The 15,932-nt window shown below is 72.3% G+C and carries 13 protein-coding genes; 10 read left to right on the forward strand and 3 right to left on the reverse strand.

Translation table 11 applies throughout. From position 1 onward, the window contains the following. The 10 genes from J8403_RS04300 to J8403_RS04345 all read left to right on the forward strand — a co-directional run bounded on the left by J8403_RS04300 (position 1) and on the right by J8403_RS04345 (position 11,650). Entirely contained in the window at positions 1-1,305 is a 1,305-nt protein-coding gene (locus tag J8403_RS04300) for an FAD-dependent oxidoreductase (RefSeq protein WP_211121942.1), read from the forward strand. 154 nt (positions 1,306-1,459) lie between these two features. Further along, positions 1,460-2,302, forward strand: a complete 843-nt coding sequence (locus J8403_RS04305) for an aminotransferase class IV (protein WP_211121943.1) — start codon at positions 1,460-1,462, stop codon at positions 2,300-2,302. Further along, the gene (locus tag J8403_RS04310; RefSeq protein WP_211121944.1) at positions 2,299-2,796 is read left to right on the forward strand and encodes a carboxymuconolactone decarboxylase family protein; all 498 of its coding nucleotides are present in this window, start codon (positions 2,299-2,301) and stop codon (positions 2,794-2,796) included. The genes J8403_RS04305 and J8403_RS04310 overlap by 4 nt, the downstream gene beginning before the upstream one ends. Positions 2,797-2,850: 54 nt before the next feature. Continuing rightward, positions 2,851-3,462 (forward strand): Rv1733c family protein, encoded by a 612-nt coding sequence (locus J8403_RS04315; RefSeq protein WP_211121945.1) that lies wholly within the window; start codon positions 2,851-2,853, stop codon positions 3,460-3,462. Between the two features lie 89 nt (positions 3,463-3,551). Then, entirely contained in the window at positions 3,552-3,842 is a 291-nt protein-coding gene (locus J8403_RS04320; protein WP_059144632.1) for a DUF1876 domain-containing protein, read from the forward strand. A gap of 209 nt (positions 3,843-4,051) precedes the next feature. Next, positions 4,052-5,308 (forward strand): cellulase-like family protein, encoded by a 1,257-nt coding sequence (locus J8403_RS04325; RefSeq protein WP_211121946.1) that lies wholly within the window; start codon positions 4,052-4,054, stop codon positions 5,306-5,308. Between the two features lie 166 nt (positions 5,309-5,474). After that, positions 5,475-6,872, forward strand: a complete 1,398-nt coding sequence (locus J8403_RS04330) for an MFS transporter (protein ID WP_211121947.1) — start codon at positions 5,475-5,477, stop codon at positions 6,870-6,872. Next, a complete protein-coding gene (locus J8403_RS04335) occupies positions 6,863-8,035 on the forward strand; it encodes an anhydro-N-acetylmuramic acid kinase (protein ID WP_211121948.1) in 1,173 nt (390 codons plus the stop codon). The genes J8403_RS04330 and J8403_RS04335 overlap by 10 nt, the downstream gene beginning before the upstream one ends. A 250-nt stretch (positions 8,036-8,285) precedes the next feature. Beyond that, positions 8,286-10,163 carry a hypothetical protein gene (locus J8403_RS04340; RefSeq protein WP_246586299.1) on the forward strand — a complete coding sequence of 626 codons (1,878 nt, stop codon included), beginning with the start codon at positions 8,286-8,288 and terminating at the stop codon, positions 10,161-10,163. 5 nt (positions 10,164-10,168) lie between these two features. Continuing rightward, positions 10,169-11,650, forward strand: a complete 1,482-nt coding sequence (locus tag J8403_RS04345) for an ABC transporter substrate-binding protein (RefSeq protein ID WP_211121949.1) — start codon at positions 10,169-10,171, stop codon at positions 11,648-11,650. 3 nt (positions 11,651-11,653) lie between these two features. On the opposite strand, the gene dnaK is transcribed toward J8403_RS04345, so the two are convergent. The 3 genes from dnaK to J8403_RS04360 all read right to left on the reverse strand — a co-directional run bounded on the left by dnaK (position 11,654) and on the right by J8403_RS04360 (position 15,866). Further along, complete coding sequence (gene dnaK, locus J8403_RS04350; RefSeq protein WP_211121950.1) at positions 11,654-13,573, reverse strand: molecular chaperone DnaK; 1,920 nt, start codon at positions 13,571-13,573, stop codon at positions 11,654-11,656. A 76-nt stretch (positions 13,574-13,649) separates the two neighbouring features. Then, on the reverse strand, positions 13,650-15,053 hold the full coding sequence (sthA, locus tag J8403_RS04355) for a Si-specific NAD(P)(+) transhydrogenase (RefSeq protein WP_211121951.1): 1,404 nt from the start codon (positions 15,051-15,053) through the stop codon (positions 13,650-13,652). Between the two features lie 84 nt (positions 15,054-15,137). Continuing rightward, on the reverse strand, positions 15,138-15,866 hold the full coding sequence (locus J8403_RS04360) for a YoaK family protein (protein WP_211121952.1): 729 nt from the start codon (positions 15,864-15,866) through the stop codon (positions 15,138-15,140). Positions 15,867-15,932 lie beyond the last annotated feature (66 nt).

Here is a 15,932-nt window from a genome sequence, read left to right on the forward strand (position 1 = left end):
ATGACGGCGCGGCAGGAGAGCGGGCCGGTTCTGGTGGTGGGCGCCGGACCGGTCGGGATGACGGCGGCGCTCGCCCTGCGCGCCGCCGGGCTGCCGGTCACGGTGCTGGAGGCCGGGGCGCGGGACCGGGTGCGGCCGGGAAGCCGCGCGCTGTTCGTCCACCGGCGGTCGCTGCGGCTGCTGGAGCGGGCCCGCCCGGGGCTGGGCGCGCGGATCGCGGCTTACGGGACGACGTGGCACACCCGGCGGACCCTCTACCGCGGCCGTGAGGTGTTCGCGCGCACCTTTCCGCGGGCCGCCGGAGACGGGGCCCGCGCAGACGAGGGCCGCGCAGACGAAGGCCGCGCAGACGGGGGCCACGGAGACGGGATTTCCGCCGACGGGGTTTTGGGAGACGCGGCCGCGGCACTGCCCGCGTTCACCAGCCTGCGTCAGGTGGACACCGAGCGGTTCCTCTTCGAGGCGTGCACGGAGGCGGGCGTGGAGTTCCGCTTCGACGCCGAGGTGCACGGGGTGCGTTCGGACGGCGACGGGGTGACGGTGACCGCGAAGGACGGCGGAAGCTGGACGGCCGGTCATGTGATCGCCGCCGACGGGCCCCGTTCGGGGGTGCGCGAGGCGCTGGACATCCCGCTGGAGGGCACCCGGTCCGAGGGATACCACGTGGTCGTGGACGTGGCGGATCCGGCCGGCGGGGACCTGCCGGTCGAGCGGGTATTCCACTACGAGCACCCGGGCACCGGCGGCCGCACCGTGCTGCGGGTGCCTTTCACCGGGGGCTTCCAGATCGACCTGCAGTGCCGCGCGGACGATCCGCCGGAGTCCTTCGGCACCGAGAAGGCGGTCCGCCGCTGGCTGCCCCGGCTGGTGGGCGAGGACTGCGCCCACCGGGTGCTGTGGGTGTCGCGGTACCACTTCCTGCGCAAGGTGGCCGCGTCGTTCGCCGATCCGTCGGGCCGGGTGCTGCTGGCCGGTGAGGCCGCGCATCTGTTCCCGCCGTTCGGCGCCCGCGGGATGAACAGCGGGATCGCGGACGCCGTCGCCGCTGCCGAGGCGGTGTCGGCGGCATGCTCCGAGCCGTCCCGGGGACCCGCGGCGGTGGCCGGATACGCCGCCGCCCGCCGGAGCGCGGCCCTGCACAACAGCGAGGCCGCCGGGGCGGCCCTGGACCATCTGCGGCCCCGGCCGCTCAGGCGGGCGGCCCAGCGGGCGGCGGCGACTCTGGCCCCGGTGGTCCCCCGCTGCGGGGAGTGGCTGGAACGCGCTCCCTACGGCCCCCGGGGCGGACCGGCGCGCGGCTATTGACCGGCAATCCAGCGAGCGCGGCTAGGAATCCGGCCGGACATCCGCACACCGGCCACCGGCCACGGACACGGGACAGCACGCATCGGACATCGGACATACCGGAAACACCGGAAGCAGCTTCGGACACCATCGGGACGGAGACGTGGAAGCGGACATGGTCGCTGCACAGAACATCGGTCACGCCGACGCGTCGGACCAGAAGCAGTGGACGCTGATGTGGCGCGAGGACGGCGGGCTGATGCCCTCCCGGGCGGCGCCGGAAGCCGCCCTGCTGGCCGCCGATTCCTGGCTGGTCGACGACGGGCGGGTGCGCGGGCTCGACCACCACCGCCGCCGGTTCGTCGCCGCGTGTGTCGAGGCGTCCGGCGACTCCCCCGCCCGGATCGAGAGCTTCTGGCGCGACGCGATCGCCGCCCTGCCCCGCACCGAGCGCTGGTTCCCACGGGTCGAGCTGGCCGGTCCGGAACCGGCCCGGCTGTTCCTGGGGATACGCCCGGCGCCGCCGCGGACGGTCAATGTGACCGTCTGCCTCACCGAGGAGTTCGATCCGCGGTCGCATCCCCGCCGTAAGGGCCCCGACCTCCCCCTGCTGGCGCATCTGCGCGAGCGGGCCGCCGCCCGGGGCGCGCAGGAGCTGATGCTCACCACCCCCTCCGGGCTGGTGCTGGAGGGGACGACGGCGAGCGTTCTGTGGTGGGAGGACGACGTCCTGTGCCTGCCGCCCCCGGGGCTTCCGCTGCTGGCTGGCGTGACCTCGGCCCTGATCCAGGACCGGGCCGCCGAGCTGGGCGTCCGCACCGAGTACCGCAACCGCACCGTGCAGGAGCTGGACGGCCGTGAGGTGTGGCTGGTCAACGCGGTACACGGAATCCGTCCGGTGACCGCGTGGCTGGGCCGCCCGCTGCGGGCGGGCCCGGCGCTGCGCGCCGCCTCCTGGCAGACCTGGCTCGACGGGGCTGCCGATCCCCTGGTTTCGACGAACGGAGTTCACCGATGACGACGACCACCCCGGCCCGCACCACCGCCCGGCTGGATCTGAAGGGCCTCGCCCCCGAGGTCTCCGCCGCGATGGGCGAGCTGCACCGGGCGGCGGTGCGGGCGGCCCGGGCGGCGGGGGTCGAGCCCGAGCTGCTGGAGCTGGTGCGCATCCGCGCCTCGCAGCTCAACGGCTGCGCCTTCTGCCTGGACATGCACACCAAGGACGCCCGCGCCCAGGGCGAGACCGAGCAGCGGATCCACACCCTCACCGCCTGGCGGGAGACCCCGTTCTTCACCGAGCGCGAGCGGGCCGCGCTGGCGCTGGCCGAGGCGGTGACCTCGGTCCAGGACGGCCAGGTGCCGGACGAGGTCTACGCGGCGGCCCGCGAGGTGTTCGACGAACCGCAGGTGGCGGCGGTGATCTGGGCCGCCGTCGTGATCAACGCCTACAACCGCACGGCGATCAGCGCACGGATGGTGCCCGGCGCCTATCAGCCCGCCCCGCGCTCCTGACCCCGACGCCGGTGCGGGAGCGCGCCGTCGTCAGCACTCGCTGGAGGCCAGACCATGAACACCCACGGACCGCGACGCGTCTTCGGGCCGCGTCCGCCCCTGCCCGGGCGTCCGGCCAGGGGTCCCAATCCGCTGCGCCGCCGCACGGACCGGATCCAGACCTGGTGCACCGTGCTGTTCGCGCTGATCCTCGCGGTCGGGCTGCCGGCCGCCGCGATCAGCGCGGGGTACGCGGCGCACGCCTCCCAGATGCGCGTCGTGGCCGCCGAGACCTCGACGCGGCACCAGATCACCGCACGGCTCGCCGAGGCCCCGCCCCGGCCGGACCACACCGATGTGCGGGAGCCGCGGCAGGCCCGGGTGCGCTGGGTCGCCGACGACGGTGAGCGCCATACGGGCACCGCCACGGTGTCGGGCGGCGGCTCGGGCGGCGAGGTACGGGTCTGGGTGAACCGCGAGGGCGCCCTGGCGCAGGCGCCCTCCTCCCCGGCGACCGCGCGGACCATGGGCTGGTTCACCGGCTGTGTCACCGCCGCGGCGGTGGCCGCGGTCGCGTGCACGGGGCGGTCCCGGGCCCGGCGGGCCCTGGACCGCAGGCGGTACGCGCGATGGGAGGCAGAGTGGAAGGAGGTGGAACCCGCGTGGTCCGGCAGGAACCGCCGCTGAGCGGCTCCGGCCCCATGACGCGGGGTGCACGGCCGCCGGAAAGCAGCCACAGCCACCGGAGGCGGCCGCCGGAAGATGAGGAGCAGACCATGTCGCACACAGTGGAGTGGAGGGTCCATCTCTACCTCTCCGAGGACGAGGGGCGGACCACCGCGCGCGTCGAGCTGGACACCGGGGCCGCGGCGCTCACCGGCCGGGGGCTGGCCCGGTGCAACCCGGACGACGAGGACGTGCCCGTGATCGGCGATGAGCTCGCCGCCGCTCGGGCGCTCAGCGACCTGGGCCAGCAGCTGGTCCACGCCGCCGAGCGGGACCTGGAGAGCGTGGGCGCGCCCCCGGCATCGCGCAGGCCGCGGCCCGGCTACGGCTGGATCGCCTGAGGAGCCGGACGCGACAGACCGTAGTACGGACCTCGGGGGCGAGGTCCGGTGGGCGCCGACGGTCTCGGCGAAGGCCGGAGGAAGGGTGCGGACATTCAACCCCGCCAGCGCTGGCCATTATTTATGAATACATCTTGACAGTCCGTTTGGCGCCCCCGGACGATGAACCGGTCTCTCATCGCCGAGCCGCCGACCGCGGGGAGCCCCCTGTGACGCTGTCGCCGCATCTGCCGGACAAACTGACCATCTCGCTGTGGGACTTCAGCTGGTACACCCGCACCGGCCCGGGCGAGCCCTTCGCCGACCTCGACCGCGCCTTCGAGGAGGCCGTGGCGCGCGGTTACAACACCGTACGCATTTGCGCCATGCCGTTCCTGCTCTTCGGCTCCCGGCTCGACACCGGCAAGCTGCGGCTGTCGGGGCTGGGCGGCGCCTACGGGCAGCGGATGCGCTGGTACGACGTGGGCGGCGGGGGCGAGATCGACGGACGGGCCTGGCTGCGCGAGCTGTTCGAGGCGGCCCTGCGCCACGACTGCTTCGTCATCCTCTCCAGCTGGGAGTACCAGCAGAGCCCGTCGTTCGGCGAGGACCGCGCCTGGTTCGACGCGCTGATGGCCGTCGATCCCGAGCGGCGCGCCGAGGCGCTCGCGGACGCGCTGGCCGATCTGATCGACTTCCTGGTGATCCACGGTCTGGACGACCGGATCGCCTTCACCGAGCTGCACAACGAGGTCCAGGGCAGCCGGCTCACCGAGGGGCTGGACGGCCAGGACAAGGTCGTCGCCCTGCGGCCACGGCTGGAGCGGGGCATCGCGCGCTTCAAGGAGCGCCACCCCAACCGGCCCGTCACGGTCAACTACGCCAAGGTGCCGGTCGGTTCGCTGCGCGGGGTCCCCCGCGAGGTGGATGTGGCCGTCTTCCACCCCTATGTCTACGGGGTGCTGGACGAGCTCCTGACCACCTTCGCCATCCGCGACCGCGGCCGCCCCTTCGCCCAGGAGCCGGTCCGCCGGGAGCTGCTGCGCCCCGGCGCCCCCGATCTGGCCGACTGGGCTCCGCCGCCCGGCGATCTGTGGCGGCTGGAGGCCACCACGGTCGGCCCCCGGGAAATCTACGTCCACGACTGGTGCGACCCCGACCGCTGGGACGCCTGGCTGTACGACCGCTATGCCATGCACCGTCTGGCGATGGAGCAGCGCCTGGTCACCTGGATCGAGGCGGCCGCGGACTGGGCGGCCGGGAGCGGGGTCCCGCTGGTCTTCGGCGAGGGCTGGATCGGCTACACCCCGCTGCACGGGACCTTCGAGGAGGGCCCGGTGGGGGCCGCGTTCTGCCGCCGCGCCGTCGAGGAGTCGGCACGGGTGGGGGCGTGGGGCGCGGTGGTGTGCTCCAACGCGGCGCCGCAGCACCCGATGTGGCAGGACATCGCGCTGCAGCGGGAGTGCAACGCGGTGCTGCGCGGCTGACGTGCCCGGCCGTCGGCGGCCGCGGTGCCGATGACGCACGTCACGGGGGCAGGCGTGCCGCCAGGCCCTCGCGCGTCACTGGAGCCGCGCTCGCACCGGTAACCGCCGCCGCCAACGGGTACGCACATCACGTTCCCCTTGGCGGTGACGGCGAAAGGGCCCGAAAGTGACGACGTCCCCAGCGGATCCCAGAGAGCGTGCCGCCGGGCGGGCCCCGCGCCGTGCGCTGGTGGCCGGTTCGGTCGGCAACTTCATCGAGTGGTACGAATTCGGTGTCTACGGCTTCTTCGCGACGATCATCGCGGCGAACTTCTTCACCCCGCACGGCGGCACCGAGATCGAGGGCCTGGTCAAGACCTATGCCTCCTTCGGGATCGCGTTCTTCTTCCGCCCCGTCGGCGCCGCCGTCTTCGGCCGGGTCGGCGACCGGATCGGCCGCCGGCCCACGCTGATCCTGGTGCTGCTGCTGATGACCGGCGCCACGACGCTCATCGGAGTGCTGCCCACCTACGACACGGTGGGTGCGGCCGCGCCCTGGCTGCTCACCCTGTTGCGGATCCTCCAGGGGCTGTCCGCGGGCGGGGAGTTCGGCGGCGCCGTGTCGATCATGACGGAGTTCGCGCCACCGGGCCGCCGCGGGCTGTACGGGGCGTGGCAGTCGTTCACGGTGGCGCTGGGGCTGCTGGCCGGGGCCGGTGTGGCGGCGCTGCTGGCCACCGTGATGAGCGAGGAGTCGCTGGGCGACTGGGGATGGCGGTTGCCGTTCCTGGCGACCCTGCCGATCGGGCTGGTCGCCCTGTGGCTGCGGCTGAGACTGGAGGAGACCCCGTTCTTCCGCGCGGCGGCGGACGGGGAGACCGGCCCCGCGCCGGGCCCCGGGGCGCCGTCCGCCGCACCGGAGCGGGTGGCGGACCCCCGTGAGATGGCCGGGGCCATCGTCATCGGAGCCGCGCGCATCATGGGCTGGGCGGCGGCCGGTTACACCTTCCTGGTCGTCATGCCGTCGTATCTCCAGGCCACCTTGAACGCCACCTTCCAGCAGGCGCTGGTCGCCACCGTGGTGGCCAACGCGGGCTTCGCGCTCTCCATCCTCCCGGCGGGCCTGCTCAGCGACCGGATCGGGCGGCGGCCGGTGATGCTGACCGGGGCCGCGCTGGTGGCGGTGCTGGCCTTCCCGCTGCTCAACGTGTTGCAGGAGCCCGACAGTTCGGCATGGGTCCAGGGAGCGGCGGTCTTCGTCGCGGGCGTGGTGGTGGGCCTGATGGCGGGGCCGGGCCCGGCCATGCTCGCCGAGATGTTCCCGACCCGGGTCCGCTACACGGGCCTCGGACTGGCGTACGCGCTGTCCAACGCGGTGTTCTCCGGATGCGCGGGGCTCATCATCACCGAGGTGATCAAGCGCACCGGCGAGGTCGACATCCCGGCCTACTACGTGACGGTGACCTGCGCCATCAGCGTGCTCGCACTGCTCACCCTGCGCGGGGAGGACCACCGCGGCGCGCTGCCCGAGGCGGCGCGGGCGGAGAAGGCCGCCGAGACCGAGGAGGAGACACCATGCGCGTGATCGGCCTGATGTCGGGCACGTCCCATGACGCGGTCGACGCCGCGGCAGCCGATCTGGTGCTCGACGGCGACACCGTGGTGCTGGCCCCGCTGGGGATGGTCGGCGAGGCGTATCCGGAGGCGCTGCGGTCGGCGCTGAGCGCCGCGCTGCCCCCGGCGGCCACCACCATGAAGGAGGTGTGCGCCCTCGACACCCGTATCGGCCAGGCGTTCGCCGCGCTCGCGGCCCGCGCCGACCGGGAGCTGTGCGAGGGGCGCGCGGATCTCATCGGCTCCCACGGTCAGACGGTGTACCACTGGGCCGAGGACGGACGGGTGCACGGAACGCTGCAGCTCGGCCAGCCCGCCTGGATCGCCGAGGCCACCGGCTGCCCGGTCGTCTCCGATCTGCGCACCCGCGATGTGGCCGCGGGCGGCCAGGGCGCTCCCCTGGTCAGCCTGGTGGACGCCCTGTGGCTGCGCGGGCGGCCCGGTGTGTGCGCCGCACTGAACCTGGGCGGGATCGCCAACATCACGGTGGTGTCGAGCGCCGGCGATCCGCTGGCCTTCGACACCGGCCCGGCCAACGCGCTCATCGACGCGGCGGTCGGCGATCTGACGGACGGCCGCCTCGACCATGACGTGGACGGCGCGATGGCGGCGCGCGGCACCGTCCACGAGCCGCTGCTGGAGCGGCTGCTGGCCGAGCCGTACTATGCGCTGCCCGCGCCCAAGACGACCGGCAAGGAGCTGTTCCACGGCTCCTATCTGCGGGCGGCGCTGGCCGCCGCGGGCCCGGTGCCGGACGATGACGTGGTCGCCACCGTCACCGAGCTGACGGCCCGTACCGTCGCCGACGCGGTGCGGTCGGTGCACGCCACCGAGGTGATCGCCTCGGGTGGCGGCACCCGCAACCCCACCCTGATGGGGGCGTTGCGCCGGGCGCTGGGCACCGTCGCGCTGCGGACCTCCGATGAACTCGGCCTTCCGGCGGCGGCGAAGGAGGCGTACGCCTTCGCCGTCCTCGCCTTTCTGACCGCCCATGGGCTGGCCGGTACGGCACCGAGCTGCACCGGCGCCCGCCATGCCAGCGTGCTGGGGTCGATCACCCCGGGGAGCCGCGGCCTCACCCTGCCCGCACCGGGCCGGCCGGCGCCCACCCGGCTGGAGATCTTCCGCCGCTGAGCCGGCGGCGGCGCGTGGCCGGTAAAGGGGATGTCCGCAGCGGCCGTACCCGGGGTACGTTGGGAATGGTCGGCTATAGAAGGGGCGAACGTGGGTAAAGACCCCCCGAGTTGCCGACGGGGGGCCGACGGGGGGACGGGGGCACGTGGCGGAATCCGGAATGGGTGTGGGCTTAAGAGGCCGCAGCGGGATCATCAGTCTGGTCGGGGAGTGTCTCAGACTGGGGCCCACGGACGAGCGGCCGGTGATCATGCTGCTGGGGCCGCGCGGCAGTGGGGCCAGCGAGGCCCATGGCGCGCTGATGGAGAAGTTCGGGCCCGAGACGCCGTTCGCGTATCTCAATCTCGGCGGTGAGCAGTCGCTGCTGCCGCGGTACGCGCTGGCGCTGCTCGCCCGCCAGCTGGAGCGCAAGCTGCCGCGCTACCGCCGCTCCCACTTCCCGCGGCTGACCCTCGGTCTGCTCGCCTCGGACCACCAGCTGCGGATGACGAGTCTGGCGGAGGGGCGGCGCAACATCCGGCGGGAGCTGGACGCGTTCCAGGAGCGGGCGGAGGCGCGTTACGGCGACTATCTCGCCGCCTTCTTCGAGGTGGCCGGAGGCGCCGTGGGCGCCCCCGACGGCGCCTCCACGGCGGCGCTCGCGCTGCTGCGGGACGCGCTGCGGCGCGGCCGGAGGCGGCTGCCGGGCCGCAAGTTCACCAGCAGCGCCGCCTGGTACGGCGGCCATCCGCTGCTGCAGAGCCGGGATCCGTGGGAGGCGCTGGTCGAGCTCAACCTGTGGCGCCACGACGGGGACGAGGACGATCAGGAGCGGCTGGACCGGGTGCTGTTCTCGGCCCTGCTGGAGGACATGCGCGGCAATGTGCGCCACTCGTTCACGCCCCGCTCCTATCTGCTGCTGCTCGACAACTCCCATACGGAGTACGGCCGTCGCTTCCTCGATCTGCTGATCCGGGCCCGCCATGACGACGCCGTGGTGGCGGGCACCGACTGCGATCCGCTCACCGTCGTGGCCAGCTCCAACCGGTGGCTGCCCCGTTGGGGCCCGGCCACCGGCGATCAGTGGCCCTGGCGGCTGCGCGGCCCGGACCGGGCCTCCCTCACGGACTGGACGGAGCACCGGCCGGGCCGGGACAGCGATGACACCTGGTGGTATCCGCTGCGGCTGCGCGATCTCAATCTGGACGAGGTGCGCATCCGGATCGAGCTGGAGCTGCGCCACCACCCCGACCTCGCGCCGTTCGCCCGGCTCGCGCCCTTCATCCACCGGCTGACCGCGGGGCTCCCCCGGGCGGTCAGCCAGGTCCTGGAGCTGTTCCGGCACTCGTCCGTGCCCATCGAGGACGGCGCCGAGCAGGACCGCTGGCTGCGCACCCTGCCGGACCGCACGCCGCGCGAGGGCGAGGACCCCCGGACGCTGGTGGAGGCCGCCCTGGACCATCTGCTGCGCGGTTTCGACCCCATGCAGCGGGCGGCGCTGGAGGAGTGCGCTGCGGCCCGTGATCTGTCCATCGGCACCCGGCTGCTGGGCTCGGGCGACTCGCTGTTCGGCGAGGTCCGCGGCCGCTGGCTGCTGCACAGCCCGGGCACGGTGACCCCGGCCCTCCACCCCTGGCCACGGCGGCTGCTGCTGTGGCGGCTGGCCGCGCGTCCGGACGACTGGGACGCGGTGCACGAGCTGCTGGCCGAGCACTTCAGGTCCGAGGGCCGCACCGTCCAGGAGATGTACCACCGGCTGGCGGCCGAGCGGATCGACGAGGTGACCGGGTATCTGGTGGCGCGCTTCCCGGCGGTGCCCGCGGCGCAGTGGATCAGCGAGTTCAACACGATCACGGCCGCGCCCAACCGGCTGGGCCAGGCCGGCGGCCCGCTGGAGCTGCTCGCCGGCCTCGCCCCGGAGGAGCCCCCGGAGGCGGTCACCACCGCCTCGGTGATCCGGGAGCTGATCACGGTGCGCTGGGTGTGGAGCGATCCGCTGGCCGACCCCGGAATGCGGCTGAACGACATGATCGCCGACGGGTTCAACCAGCTCTCACGACTGCGGAGGAACGACATCGTGGCCCTGTTCAACGAGGCGGAGCGGTACCGCCACTGGCGCCATCCGCTGACGTGCGCGGGCGAGGGGTGAGACCGGTGCCGAGACTCGAATGGCCACTGCACATCGTGCGCCGGGTGGTGATCGGCGTGATCGTCGTCGCGCTGCTCGCGGTGGCGATCCCCCTCACCTGGAGCTGGATCGAGGAGAAGCGGGCGCGGTGCGGCGACGGCGTCGTCAAGAAGGGCGACGACCACGAGTGCGTCGGTGTCACCGACGGCTCGTATGTCTTCGCGGACCATCTGAAGTCCGTGGAGAAGAAGATCAAGACGGAGAACGACCGGGTGGAGGAGAACACCGGCAAGGAGCCGTACGTCAGCGTCGCCTATATGACCTCCTTCACCCTGACCGACGACGACAGCAACTCCGAGGAGTCGGTCCGCCATGAGCTCGAGGGCGCGTATCTGGCGCAGTACCGGCACAACCGCGGCGATCTCTCCTCCTCCCCCAAGATCAAGCTGCTGATCGCCAATGTGGGGAGCAGCGCGGCCCACTGGGAGCACACCGTCGACGAGCTGATCGGCCGGATGACCTCCGACCGCGACAAGCTGGTCGCGGTCACCGGGCTCGGCCCCAGCACCGATCGGAGCCTGAGCGCGCTCAGGCGGCTGTCGGACCGCGGGCTCGCCCTGGTGGCCAGCACCATGACGGCCACCAACATCGAGGGCATAAAGGGTTTCGTCCGGGTCTCGCCGACCAATGTGGACGAGGCGTATGCCGCCTCCGCCTATCTGAAGAAGCAGAAGGTCCGTACGGCGGTGGTGGTCCAGGACGCCGCGCGGAGCAACTACTACGCCAAGACGCTGGGTGACGCCTTCACCGAGGTCTTCCAGGACACCAAGGGCCATCGGCTGGTGGCGGACCGGATGACCTATGACTCCTCGGTGCGCAGCGCCTGGGAGAACGAGCTGCGCTATATGCCGGGGCAGCTGTGCGACCAGAAGCCGGAGGTGGTCTACTTCGCGGGCCGCGGCAAACACCTCACCCGGTTCCTGGACTCGCTCGCCAACCGGCCCTGTCAGGAGCGGAAGTTCACCGTCATCACCGGTGACGACACCTCCAACCTCACCGCCAAGGAGCTCGCGCACGCCGCCGAGAGCGGGGTGCGGGTGCTCTACACGGGTCTGGCGCACCCGGATATGTGGCGGCAGGACCCCCTCCATGTCTCCGGCCCCTCGGCCGGCCACTTCCAGCCGGGCGGGTCGATGGACAAGTGGTTCCCGGGCGATCCGCGCTACGACGGCCAGGCCATCATGGGGCATGACGCGGTGCTCGCCGCCGCCCATGGCATCCAGATGGCGGCGGGCTGGCAGGGCGAGGTGTCGGGGGACGCGGTGGCGCGGATGTTCCACCAGATGGACGGGCGTCAGCAGGTGGCGGGGGCGAGCGGCTTCATCTCGTTCCAGAACAACGGCAATCCGCGCAACAAGGCCATCCCCATCCTGCACCTGAACGCCAGGGGGCGCTCGGAGTTGGTGGAGGTCTCGGCGCCACGGGGCGAGCCGCCCAGGAAGCAGTGAGGGTCAGCCGCCATCCGGGGGCCGCTCGCCCCCGGACTTCTCGCCCCCGGACTTCTCGTCGTCGACGATCTCCGCGTCCACGACCTCGTCGTCGGACGCATGCGCCTGGCCCCCGCCGTCACCGGAGGAGCCGCCCGCCGAGCCGCCGGCTCCGCCGTCGGACGAGCCGGACTGCTGGGCCTGGGCGTAGATGGCGGTGCCGATCTTCTGCCCGACGGCGGCGGTCCGCTCGGTGGCCTCGCGGATCGCGTTGGTGTCCTCGCCCTCCAGGGTCCCCTTCAGCTCCGCGACCGCCGCCTCGGCCTCCTGCCGGACGTCCTGCGGCACCTTGTCGGCCTGGTCCCGCAGCAGCTTCTCGGTCTGGTAGACGAGCGCCTCGGCCTGGTTGCGGGTCTCGGCGGCCTCGCGGCGCTTGTGGTCCTCCTCCGCATAGCTCTCGGCCTCGCGCATCATGCGGTCGATGTCGTCCTTGGGCAGCGCGGAGCCGCCGGTGACGGTCATCCGCTGCTCCCGGCCGGTGCCGAGGTCCTTGGCGGAGACGTGCATGATGCCGTTGGCGTCGATGTCGAAGGCGACCTCGATCTGCGGCACCCCGCGCGGGGCCGGCGGCAGGCCGGTCAGCTCGAACATCCCGAGCTTCTTGTTGTACGCGGCCATCTCGCGCTCGCCCTGGAAGACCTGGATCTGCACCGACGGTTGGTTGTCCTCGGCCGTGGTGAAGACCTCCGAGCGCTTGGTCGGGATCGTGGTGTTGCGTTCGATCAGCTTGGTCATGATGCCGCCCTTGGTCTCGATGCCGAGGGACAGCGGGGTGACATCCAGCAGCAGGACGTCCTTGACCTCGCCCTTGAGGACACCGGCCTGCAGGGAGGCGCCGATCGCCACGACCTCGTCCGGGTTGACGCCCTTGTGCGGCTCCTTGCCGGTCAGCTCCTTGACCAGGCTGCTCACGGCGGGCATCCGGGTGGAGCCGCCGACCAGGATCACATGGTCGATATCGGAGGTCTTGATCCCGGCGTCCTTGATCGCCTGGTGGAAGGGGGCCTTGCAGCGCTCCAGGAGGTCCTCGGTCAGCTGCTGGAACTGCGAGCGGGTGAGCTTCTCGTCCAGATGCAGCGGACCCGCGTCGGACGCGGTGATGTACGGCAGGTTGATGGTGGTCTCGCTGGCCGCGGAGAGCTCGATCTTGGCCTTCTCGGACGCCTCGCGCAGCCGCTGGACCGCCATCTTGTCGTTGGCCAGATCGACGCCGTAGCCGCCCTTGAAGCGGGAGACCAGATGGTCCACGATCCGCTGGTCCCAGTCGTCGCCGCCCAGGTGGGTGTCGCCGTTGGTGGCCTTGACCTCCACCACCCCCTCGCCGATCTCCAGCAGCGAGACATCGAAGGTGCCGCCGCCGAGGTCGAAGACCAGGATGGTCTGGTCGTTCTCCTTGTCCAGCCCGTACGCCAGGGCGGCGGCCGTCGGCTCGTTGATGATCCGCAGCACCGTCAGCCCGGCGATCTCGCCCGCCTCCTTGGTGGCGGTGCGCTGGGAGTCGTTGAAGTACGCGGGGACGGTGATCACGGCATCCGTGACGTCCTCGCCGAGATATGCCTCGGCGTCGCGCTTGAGCTTCTGCAGCACCCGCGCGGAGATCTCCTGCGCGGTGTAGCGCTTGCCGTCGACGTCGCCGGTGGCCGGGAACCGCCACCGGTCCTCGCCCACGTGGCGCTTGACCGATCGCGCGGTGCGCTCGACGTTCGTCACCGCCTGGCGCTTGGCGACCTCGCCCACCAGCACCTCGCCGTTCTTGGCGAAGGCCACCACCGAGGGGGTGGTCCGGGTCCCCTCGGTGTTGGTGATGACGGTGGGCTCGCCGCCCTCCAGGACGGATACGACCGAGTTCGTCGTACCCAGGTCAATACCGACTGCGCGGGTCATCTGAGCCCTCCTCCCGATCTGCCTCCCAGTATCCCAAAAAGGGATATTCGGGGCGGGTGCGGAGGCGGGCCGGGGCTCAGTCCCGCAGGTGGTCGATCTCGCGCATCTTGTTCGTGGCGTCCAGCGCGGCGACCTTGTAGGACTCGGCGAAGGTCGGATAGTTGAACACCGCGTCCACCAGATAGTCGACGGTGCCGCCGCAGCCCATCACGGCCTGGCCGATGTGGATCAGCTCGGTGGCGCCGGTGCCGAAGCAGTGCACCCCGAGCAGCCGCCGGTCCTCCGGGGAGACCAGCAGCTTCAGCATGCCGTGCGCATCGCCGACGATCTGGCCCCGGGCCAGCTCGCGATAGCGCGACACCCCGACCTCGAAGGGCACCTTCTCGTCCGTGAGCTGGTCCTCGGTGCGGCCGATGAAGCTGATCTCGGGGATGCTGTAGATCCCGATCGGCTGCAGATGGTGGATCGGGTTCACCGGCTCCTCGCAGGCGTGGTACGCCGCGCTGCGCCCCTGTTCCATCGAGGTCGCGGCCAGCGCCGGGAAGCCGATCACATCGCCGACCGCGTAGATGTGCGGTACGGCGGTGCGGTAGTGCTCGTCCACCGCTATCCGGCCCCGCCGGTCGGCGGTGAGCCCGGCCTTGCCGAGGTCCAGCCCTTCGGTGAGCCCCTGGCGCCCCGCGGAGTACATCACCGCGTCGGCGGGGATCTTCTTCCCGCTCTCCAGAACGGCCAGGGCGCCCCGCGCATGGCGCTCGACGGCCGCCACGGTCTCGCCGAAGCGGAAGGTGACGGCCAGGTCGCGCAGCCGGTACTTCAGCGCCTCGACGATCTCGACATCGCAGAAGTCCAGCATCCCCTCGCGCTGCTCGACCACGGTGACCTTGCTGCCCAGGGCGGCGAACATCGAGGCGTACTCGATGCCGATCACCCCGGCGCCCACGATGACCATGGAGCGCGGCACCCGCTCCATGTTGAGGACACCGTCGGAGTCCATGATCGTCCGCTCGTCGAACTCCACGCTCGCGGGGCGGGCCGGGCGGGTGCCGGTGGCGATCACGATATGCCGCGCGGTCAGCAGCTCTTCCTGACCGGTCGCGTCCGTGACGGCCACGGTGTGGTCGTCCACGAATCGCCCGGTGCCCGGGAACATCGCGACCCGGTTGCGGGAGAGCTGGTTGCGGACGACGTCCATCTCACGGCCGACCACATGCTGGGTGCGGGCCGTCAGGTCGGCGACGGTGATGTCCTCCTTGAGCCGGTAGCTCTGGCCGTACAGATCCCGCTGGGTCAGTCCGGTGAGATAGAGCACCGCCTCGCGCAGGGTCTTCGAGGGAACGGTTCCGGTGTGCAGGGAGACCCCGCCCACCATCTCCTTGCGGTCGACGACGGCCACCCGGCGACCGAGTTTGGCGGCTGCGATGGCAGCTTTCTGGCCGCCCGGTCCGGACCCAATCACAAGCATGTCAAAGTCGGTCACGGACCGAGTCTGGCATCGGATGACGTCCCGCTGGAAGAGGAATCGCCGGTCAACCGCCCCGGGCGGCAACAGACTTGGGGCACCCTACTCGCCGTGCGGCCACAGCCGGCCCTCGGCGTCCCGGGCCAGAGAGGTCAGGGAGGCCAGCAGGACGAGGGCCACCAGCCCGGTCGGCAGGGCGGGCGCGGCCCGCGCGGCATGGGCCACCAGCAGCCCGCCGGACGCGGCACCCACCACCAGGGCCCCCAGCAGCGCCATGCTGAGCCGGCCCACGGTGCCCCTGCGCGCCACGTCGACCAGCAGCCCGGTCAGGACGCCGGTGAGATAGGTGGTGGAGAAGCCGGGCGGCCCGACCGCCCGCACCAGACCGCTCTGCCCTCCCATGGCGAGCGCGGCCACGGCCAGCAACCACAGCTGCCGGCCGCCGGAGGGGTGGCCACCGGCGGCCGCCCACGCCGCCCAGAGCCCGCCGAGTGCGAGCAGTTCCACGGTGAGCGCGCAGCGGGCGCGCCAAGCGGGCCGGCGACCGCGGACGATCCGGCCGCTGAGCAGCGCACCCACGATGTATCCGGCCATGGCGACCGCGGTGTCCCGGGCCAGCGACGCGTCCAGGGAGGCGGTCGACATGCCGAGCAGGGAGAGGTTGGCGGTCATGACACTGGTGAAGACCCCGCCCAGCGCCAGAAAGCTGATGGCGTCCATCGCCCCGGTCGCCACGGTCAGCGCGACGGCGGCCGCCACTCCCCCGGCGTCGCACGCCCGTCCCGGGCGCCGTCGCTTCGGTGCGAGGTCGGTGTCGCTCTCATCGGCCATCGGCACTCCTCCGGCCACCTCGGGTGCCCCGGGCGGCGCACCGGAAACAACGGTCCGGGGGGCGCC

This window comes from Streptomyces yatensis (genome assembly GCF_018069625.1).
GTDB classification, from domain to species: domain Bacteria; phylum Actinomycetota; class Actinomycetes; order Streptomycetales; family Streptomycetaceae; genus Streptomyces; species Streptomyces yatensis.